Raw genomic sequence first — 9,219 nt, 5'->3', positions numbered from 1 at the left:
CGGCGCGTACCTCCGAAGTACTCCGAGGCGAGCCGGGATCACAGCTCTTTCAGGTGACCCAGTTCGCTTTCGATGAAGCCGAGAATGTCCTCGGTACTCGCCGATTCGAGCATGTCCTCGACAGCGATTTCACTAGTTTCTGAGCCGCCCCCGCTCACCTTCCCCAGCAGCTGCCGGAGCCGTGTCGCGATGCCGTTCCGGGTGATCTCGTCGAGCGTGTCCTCGGAAAGCGCGACCTCGAACCGGTCGAGGTCAGACAGCAACGACGGCTTCGCGGCCACGGGTTCGCCGGGGGCGATCTCCGCGAGGAGGTGGTCGACGAGGACGGCGGGCGTCGGATAGTCGAAGACGAGGGTGGCCGGCAGGCGCAGCCCGGCGGCGGCGTTGAGCCGGTTGCGCAGCTCGATCGCGGTCAGCGAGTCGAAGCCCAGCTCGCGGAACTCCCGCCGTACCTCCACCGCCGTGGAGTCGGCGTGTCCGAGGACGGCGGCGGCCTGGGTGCGGACGAGGTCGGACAGCAGGCGGATCCGCTTGGGGTGCGCCAGGCCGGCCAGCTGCCGGGACAGCGCCTCGCCCGCGCCACCACCCCCGTTCGCCGACGGCGCGGCGGCCGTACGGCGGGTGCCGCGCACCAGACCGCGGAACAGCGGTGGCACCTGCTCCGGCGGCAGTGCGGGCGGGTCGAGCCTTACCGGGATCACGAGGGGTGAGTCCGAGCCGATGGCCGCGTCGAACAGTGCCAGTCCCTGTTCGGTGGTGATCGGCGGCAGCCCGGCCGCGGCCATCCGCTGCACGTCGGCCCGCGACATGTTCCCGGTCATCCCGGTGGCTTGCGCCCACAGTCCCCAGGCCAGCGACAGTCCCGGCAACCCCTGTGCCCGGCGCCGGGCCATCAGCGCGTCCAGCCAGGCGTTGGCCGCCGCGTAGTTGCCCTGCCCGCCGCCGCCCATCAGCCCGGCCAGCGAGGAGAACACCACGAACCCGGCCAGGTCCAGCTCCGCGGTGAGTTCGTGCAGGTGCCAGGCCGCGTCCACCTTGGGCCGCAGCACGTTCTCCAGCCGCTCCGGCGTCAGCGAGGCGATCGTCCCGTCGTCCAGCACGCCGGCCGCGTGGATCACCGCGGTCAGCGGGTGCTCCCGGGGAACCCCGGCCAGCAGGGCCGCCACCGCGTCCCGGTCGGCCACGTCACAGGCGGCGACCGTGACCTCGGCCCCGTACGCGACCAGCTCGGCCCGCAGCTCCTCCGCCCCCGGAGCGTCCATCCCCCGGCGACCGGCCAGCAGCAGGTGCCGCACGCCGCGCGCGGTCACCAGGTGCCGGGCCACCTCCGCGCCCAGACCACCCGTCCCGCCGGTGATCAGGACCGTGCCCTCCGGTTCCCTGCTCCGGGGCATGGTCAGCACGATCTTGCCGGTGTGGCGGGCCTGGCTCATGAACCGGAACGCCTCCTGCCCCCGCCGCACATCCCACGCCGTGACGGGAAGCGGCCGCAGCTCACCGGCCGCGAACAGCTCCATCAACTCGGCCAGGATCCGCCGCAACCGCTCCGGCTCGGCGTCCAGCACGTCGAACCAGTGGTACACCAGTCCGGGGAAGCTCTCCTGTTCCCGGATGTCGAGCTTGCCCATCTCGACGAACCGGCCACCCGGGCGCAGCAGGCGCGCCGAGGCGTCGACGAAATCCCCCGTCAGGGAGTTGAGCACCACGTCGATCCCGCCCTCGCCGCACACCGCGCGGAACCGCTCCTCGAACTCCAGACTCCGCGAGGAGGCGATGTGGTCCTCCGGGATGCCCAGCGAGCGCAGCACCTCCCACTTCGCCGGACTCGCCGTGGCGAACACCTCCACGCCCAGCCGCCGCGCCAGCTGGATCGCCGCCATGCCCACACCACCCGTACCGGCATGCACCAGCAGCGACTCGCCCGCCCGCAACCCGGCCAGGTCCATCAGCCCGTAGAAGGCCGTCAGGAACACCACCGGGATCGTCGCCGCCTGCTCGAACGAGATCCCGTCGGGGATCCTGACCAGGGCCCGGGCGTGAGTGACCGTCACCGGGCCGAAGCCGCCCTCGGCCAGGCCGACCACCCGGTCGCCCACCCGCAGGTCCTCGACGCCGGGACCGACCTCCAACACCACGCCCGCGGCCTCGCCGCCCATCAGGCCGACCCTGTCCTGGAACCAGCCCAGCGCGTTCAACCCGTCCAGCACATCCCGGAAGTTCACCCCCGCCGCACGCACCGCCACCCGAACCTGCCCGGCTCCCAGCGGCCCGGCCGCCTCCGGGAACGGAAGCAGCTCCAGCGCGTCCAGGCTGCCCTTCGCCCGGCTGCCCAGCCGCCACGCCACCTCACCCGGCGGAGGCAGCAGACCCGCCCCCGAGGTCAGGGCCGCCAGCCTCGGCGCCCTCACCCTGCCGTCACGTACGGCCACCTGCGGCTCGCCCGACATCAGCACCCCGGCCAGCACCGGCGAGGACAACCCTTCCTCCACATCCACCAGCACGAACCGGCCCGGATTCTCCGACTGGGCCGACCGCACCAGCCCCCACACCCCGGCCGCGCCCAGATCGGCCACCGCCTCACCGTCCCCGGCGGCCACCGCGCCCCGCGTCACCACCACCAGCCGCGAGCCGGCGAACCGCTCATCGGCCAGCCACCCCTGCAACAACCCCAGCACCCCGGCCGTCACCGTACGCGCCGAGACCGCGGCATCCCCGTCCCGCCCGGACGCGACCTCGGCCAGCACCACCCCCGGCACCGGCCCCGCCTCCCCCAGCGCCCGCAGGTCGCGATGGACCGTCACCGGCTCCCACGCCGCCGCGAGACCCAACACATCCGCCTCGCATCCCGCGAAACCCACCACCGCCACCGACACCGGATCGGCAGTCGAAACCTCGGGAAGCGCACTCCACTCCAGCCGGAACAGCCCGTCCCGTTCTGCGTCACGACCACGGCCGACGGCGAGCCGGTCGGTCGCGACCGGCCGCAGCACCAGCGAACGTGCCGACAGCACCGGCTTCCCTGCGGGATCCGCCGCCGTCAGCGACACGGAGTCGTCACCCGTCCTGGCCAGGCGTACCCGCAGGACCGACGCACCGCCCGCGTGCAGGCTCACCTCACTCCAGGAGAACGGCAACCGGCCGCCCTCCACCGGCTCCAGCCCGGCGAAGCTCACCGCGTGCAGCACCGCGTCCAGCAACGCCGGATGCACCCCGAACGCGCCCGCGCCCGACACCGCCTGCTCGGGCAGCGCCACCTCGGCGAACACCTCGCCACCCTCACCCCGCCAGGCCGCCCGCAACCCCTGGAACACCGGGCCGTACTCGAACCCGCCCGCGGCCAGCCCCTCGTACAACCCGTCCACCTCAACGACGGTCGCACCGGCCGGGGGCCACACCGCCGCATCGAACGGCCCGACACCGGGGACACCGGCGGCCGAAGTCCCGACGGCCAGCGTGCCGGTGGCGTGCCGCACCCACGGCACGTCGTCGGCGGCCTCGGCCGAGCGAGCGTAAACGCTCACGCTCCGATGACCCGTCTCCTGTGCGGCGCCCACCCACACCTGCAGCGCGACCGCGTCGGCCTCGCCCAGCACCAGCGGCGCGGTCAGGGTCAGTTCCTCCACCCGGTCGCAGCCGACCTGGTCCCCGGCCCGGATCGCCAGCTCCAGGAACCCGGTCCCCGGGAAGATCACCGTCCCGCCCACCGCGTGATCGGCCAACCACGGATGCGACCGCAGCGACAGCCGCCCGGTCAGCAGCACCCCGTCCGAGTCGGCCAATCCCACGGCCGCACCCAGCAGCGGATGGCCGGCCACCACCAGCCCCGCGGCGGCCACGTTCCCCACGCGAGACGCCGGTCCCTTGGGCCAGAACCGCCGATGCTGGAAGGCGTACGTCGGCAGGTCGACCCGGCGGGCGCCGGGGAGGACGGCCTGCCACTCCATCGCCACCCCGTGCGCGTGCAGCCCGGCGAGGGCCGTCATGGCCGCCGTCGGCTCGTCACGGTCCTTGCGCGACAACGGTACGAGCACGGCGTCCGGCTCGTCCGCGTCCGTGTCGGACTCGGCCGCGAGCGTGTCGGCGGCCATCGCGGTCAGCACACCGTCGGGGCCCACCTCCAGATACGCCCGCACTCCCTGCGCGTACAGCGTCCGGACGGCATCGGCGAACCGGACCGCGCCACGCACCTGCTCCACCCAGTACTCCGGCGAACACAACCGCTCGGCGGAGGCGACTTCCCCAGTCAGGGTGGAGACCACCGGAACCTGCGGCCGATCGTAGGTCAGCCCGTGCGCCACCGAGCGGAACTCCTCCAGCATCGGGTCCATCAACGGCGAATGGAACGCGTGCGACACCCGCAGCCGCTTCGTCCTGATTCCCCGCCCCTCCAGAGCCGCGGCGATCTCCACAACCGCCTCCTCCACCCCGGAGACCACCACCGAGGACGGGCCGTTCACCGCCGCGACCGACACCTCCTTCTCCCGCCCGGCCAGCAACCCGGCCAGTTCCTCCTCAGAGGACTGGATCGCCACCATCGCCCCACCTTGTGGTAGCGCCTGCATCAGCCGGGCTCGTGCTGCCACCAGCGCGCACGCGTCCTTCAGGGACAACACCCCGGCCACGTGAGCAGCGGTGATCTCCCCGACCGAGTGGCCCGCCAGCACCTCCGGCCGCACCCCCCACGACTCGACCAACCGGAACAGCCCGGTTTCCAGCGCGAACAACGCCGGCTGCGCCCAACCCGTCTGATCCAGCGCCTCCGCATCGGTGAACATGACGTCCCGCAGCGACCCCTCCAGCAGCGGGTCAAGCTCGGCGATCACCTCGTCCAATGCCTGGGCGAACACCGGGAAACGGTCATACAGCTCGCGGCCCATCCCGGCCCGCTGGCTGCCCTGACCGGTGAACAGGAACGCCAGCCTCGGCTGCCTCCCGGCCACCCCGCGCACCACACCCGAGCCCGGGCGGTCCTCGGCCACGGCCCGCAGGCCGGCCAGCAGGCCGTCGCGATCCCCGGCGACCACCACCGCCCGGTGCTCGAACGCCGACCGCGTCGTCGCCAGCGAGAACGCCGCGTCGGCCAGGGCCAGCTCAGGCGTGTCCTCCAGGAAGGACGCCAGCCGCCCGGCCTGCGCCCGCAACGCCTCCACCGACCGGCCCGACACCAGCACCGGCACGTCCTGATCCGATACCGGCACCGAACCCTCGGCCGCCACCTCCGGGGTTTCCGACGGCCCTTGCTCGATGATGACGTGCGCGTTGGTGCCACTGATCCCGAACGACGACACCCCCGCCCGGCGCGGACGACCGGTCCGCGGCCATTCCGCTGGCTCGGTCAGCAGTTCCACCGCGCCCGCCGACCAGTCCACATGCGAGGACGGCGCGTCCACGTGCAACGTCCGGGGCAGCACCCCATGACGCATCGCCATGACCATCTTGATCACACCCGCCACACCGGCCGCCGCCTGGGTGTGACCGAGGTTCGACTTGATCGAACCCAGCAGCAGCGGCCGGTCCTCCGGCCGGTCCTGCCCGTACGTCGCCAGCAACGCCTGCGCCTCGATCGGGTCACCCAACGTCGTCCCCGTACCGTGGCCCTCCACCACGTCCACCTCGGACGGCGACAGCCCGGCACCGGCCAGCGCCTGGCGGATCATCCGCTGCTGCGAGGGGCCGTTCGGCGCCGTCAATCCGTTGGAGGCACCGTCCTGGTTCACCGCCGAACCCCGTACCACCGCCAGCACCTGGTGGCCGTTGCGCTGGGCGTCCGACAGCCGCTCCAGCACCAGCACGCCCACCCCCTCGGACCAGCTCACCCCGTCGGCCGCGTCGGAGTAGGACTTGCACCGGCCGTCACCGGCCAGCCCGCCCTGGGCGCTGAAGTCGATGAACGCTCCCGGGGTCGCCATCACGGTCACACCACCGGCCAGGGCGAGCGAGCAGTCGCCGCCGCGCAGCGCCTGCGCCGCGAGATGCGTCGCCACCAGCGACGACGAGCACGCGGTGTCCACCGTCACCGCCGGGCCCTCCAGCCCGAACAGGTAGGAGACCCGGCCGGACAGCACGCTTCCGGCGGTACCGGTCCCCATGAAGCTCATCACGTCCGGGGGGAACTCCAGACGGCTCGACGTGTAGTCATGGTGCATCACTCCGGCGAACACACCGGTACGGCTGCCGCGCAGCGAGGCCGGGTCGATCCCGGTCCGCTCGATCGCCTCCCACGACACCTCCAGCAACAACCTCTGCTGCGGATCCATCGCCAGCGCCTCACGCGGGGAGATCCCGAAGAACCCCGGATCGAACTCCCCCGCCTCGTGCAGGAAACCACCCTCGCGCACGTAGCTGGTCCCTCGGCGCTCCCGGTCCGGGTTGTACAACCCGTCGAGATCCCAGCCTCGGGTCGTCGGGAACTCGCTGATCCCGTCCTCACCCCCGATCACCAGCCGCCACAGGTCCTCGGCGGAAGCGACCCCGCCCGGATAGCGGCACGCCATACCCACGATCACGATCGGGTCGTCGGCCACCGGCGGTAGCACCGGCGGCGCCGTGTCCGGGACGTCCGCCCGCGCCCCCAGCAGTTCGTCGAGCAGATGTCTGACCAGCACGGTCGGCGTGGGGTAGTCGAACACCAGCGTGGCCGGCAGGCGCAGTCCCGTCGCGGTGTTCAGCCGGTTGCGCAACTCGATCGCGGTGAGGCTGTCGAAGCCCAGCTCGCGGAACTCCCGCCGCACCTCCACCGCGTCCGGCGTGGTGTGGCCCAGCACCAGCGCCATCTCGATCCGCACCACATCCAGCAGGATCTCGAAGCGTTCCGCGGCCCCCAGCGAAACCAGTCGCTCCAGCAGCTTGCTCCGTGCCCGCGGGGCGGCAGCCGTCGAGCGGCGTACGGCGGGAACCAGGCCGGTCAGCATCGGCGGCAGTTCCTCGTGCGCCCGCAACGCCGGCATGTTCAGCCGGACCGCGGCCACCGCCGGTTCGCCGGACGCCACGGCCGCGTCGAACAGCGCCATGCCCTGCGCGGGCGAGATCGGCAACAGGCCGCTCATGTTCCACCGCTGAAGGTCCGCCTGCGACAACCGGCTGGTCATCCCGACCTCCTGCGACCACGGACCCCAGGCCAGCGACACCGCCGGCAGCCCCGCGGCCCTCCGGTGCTGGACCAGTCCGTCCAGGAAGGCGTTGGCCGCCGCGTAGTTGCCCTGCCCCGCCCCGCCGAACGTCCCCGCCACCGACGAGAACACCACGAACCCCGCCAGGTCCGCGTCCCGGGTCAGCTCGTGCAGGTACCAGGCCGCGTCCACCTTGGGACGCAGCACCTCGCCCAGACGCCCGGGGGTCAGCGAGGCGATCGTCCCGTCGTCCAGCACCCCCGCGGTGTGGACCACCGCCGTCAGCGGATGCCCGGCGTCGATCCCGGCCAGCAGGTCCGCCACCTGATCCCGATCGGACACGTCACACGCGACGATCTCCACCTCGACCCCGTACGCGACCAGGTCCGCCCGCAGCTCCGCCGCACCGGGAGCGTCCGGGCCGCTGCGGCTCACCAGCAGCAGGTGCCGTACCGCGTGCTCGGTCACCAGGTGCCGGGCCAGTAGCGCGCCCAGGCCACCGGTGCCGCCGGTGATCAACACCGTGCCCTCCGGGTTCCAGGCCCGGGCGGCATGCTCATCCCGCGACAGCCGGGCGAGGCGCGGAAGCCGCGCTTCGTAGTTACGCACCGCCGCCTGCTGTTCACCGCAGGCCAGCAGGACGGGCAGCGCCGACAGGGCCGTCTCCTGCTCCTCCACGTCGAGCAGCAGGAAGCGACCCGGATTCTCCGCCTCGGCGCTACGGACCAGTCCCCACACGGTGGCCGCGGCCGGATTCGGCACGGTCTCGCCGGCACCGGTCGCGACCGCGCCCCGCGTGACGAACACCAGGCGCGAGTCGCTGAACCGCTCGTCGGCCAACCACTGCTGCAGCAGGCCCAGTACCCGTGCGGTGAGCGCGTGCGCCGACCCCACCACATCCGCGGAGCCGGCCACGTCGACCTCGACGGTCACCAGCTCGGGCACCCTGCCGAACGGCAGCTCCAGCGAATCGAGATCGCCGGTGAGCTCGGCCACCTCCAGCCCGATCACGGCGTCCACCGGTGAGACCGTCATCGGCACGGTGACCCAGTCCAGCTGGAACAGCGAGTCCCGCTCCACCCCACGGTCATGGGAGGCCGCCGCGAGCTGGTCGGCCGAGACCGGACGCAGTACCAGGGAGCGCGCCGACAACACCGGCGCCCCGGCGGCGTCCACTGCGGTCAGCGACACCGCGTCGGCGCCGATCCTGGCCAGCCGCACGCGCAGTGCCGACGCGCCTCCGGCCCGCAGGCTCACCGCGCTCCAGGAGAACGGCAACCTGCCGCCCGCCGCCTCCAGCCCGGCGAACGGCACCGAGTGCAGCGCGGAGTCGAGCAACGCCGGATGCATGGTGAACGAGCCGGCGTCGGCGACATGCTCCGGCAGGGCGACCTCGGCGAACACCTCGCCGTCCCCGCCCCGCCAGGCCGCCCTCAGGCCCTGGAAGATCGGTCCGTAGCCGAGGCCGCCCTCGGCGAGCCGGTCGTACAGCCCGTCCAGCTCGATCGCGGTCGCGCCCCGCGGCGGCCACTCCGTGGCGTCGAACCCGGCATCCCGCCCACGTCCGCCGGCGACCGGGCCGGTGGCCGCCAGTATGCCGGTGGCGTGCCGTGTCCACGGTGTGTGATCTTCAGCCTCGGCCGGGCGGGCATAGACGCCGAGCACCCGCCCGCCCGATTCGTCCCGGGCCCCCACCGACACCTGCAGCGCGACGGCCTCGTCCTCGCCCAGCACCAGCGGCGCGGTCAGCGTCAGCTCCTCGACCAGGTCGCAGCCGACCTGGTCACCGGCCCGGATCGCCAGCTCCAGGAACCCGGTGCCGGGGAACACCACCATCCCGCCCACGACGTGATCGGCCACCCACGGGTGCGACCGCACGGACAACCGGCCGGTCAGCAGCACACCGTCGGAGTCGGCCAGGTCGACGGAGGCGCTCAGCAGCGGATGCTCCGCCGCGGCCAGGCCCAGGGTTCGGGCATCACCGGCCCGCTTGCCGGCCGGCCAGAACAGCTGACGCCGGAAGGCGTAGGTGGGCAGTTCCACCCGCCGCCCACCCGGCAACACCGCCTGCCAGTCGAGCGGTACCCCGTGCACGTGCAGCCCGGCCAGC

The 9,219-nt window shown here is 72.9% G+C and carries 1 protein-coding gene; it reads right to left on the bottom strand.

The window, feature by feature from the left end; translation table 11 throughout:
- Positions 1-38 precede the first annotated feature (38 nt).
- A complete protein-coding gene (locus ACFYWM_RS40040) occupies positions 39-9,203 on the bottom strand; it encodes an SDR family NAD(P)-dependent oxidoreductase (protein ID WP_389925590.1) in 9,165 nt (3,054 codons plus the stop codon).
- Positions 9,204-9,219: the final 16 nt, after the last annotated feature.

This window comes from Streptosporangium sp. NPDC002721 (assembly GCF_042888905.1).
Lineage (GTDB): Bacteria > Actinomycetota > Actinomycetes > Streptosporangiales > Streptosporangiaceae > Streptosporangium.
This window is presented reverse-complemented; position numbering and strand designations above follow the sequence as displayed.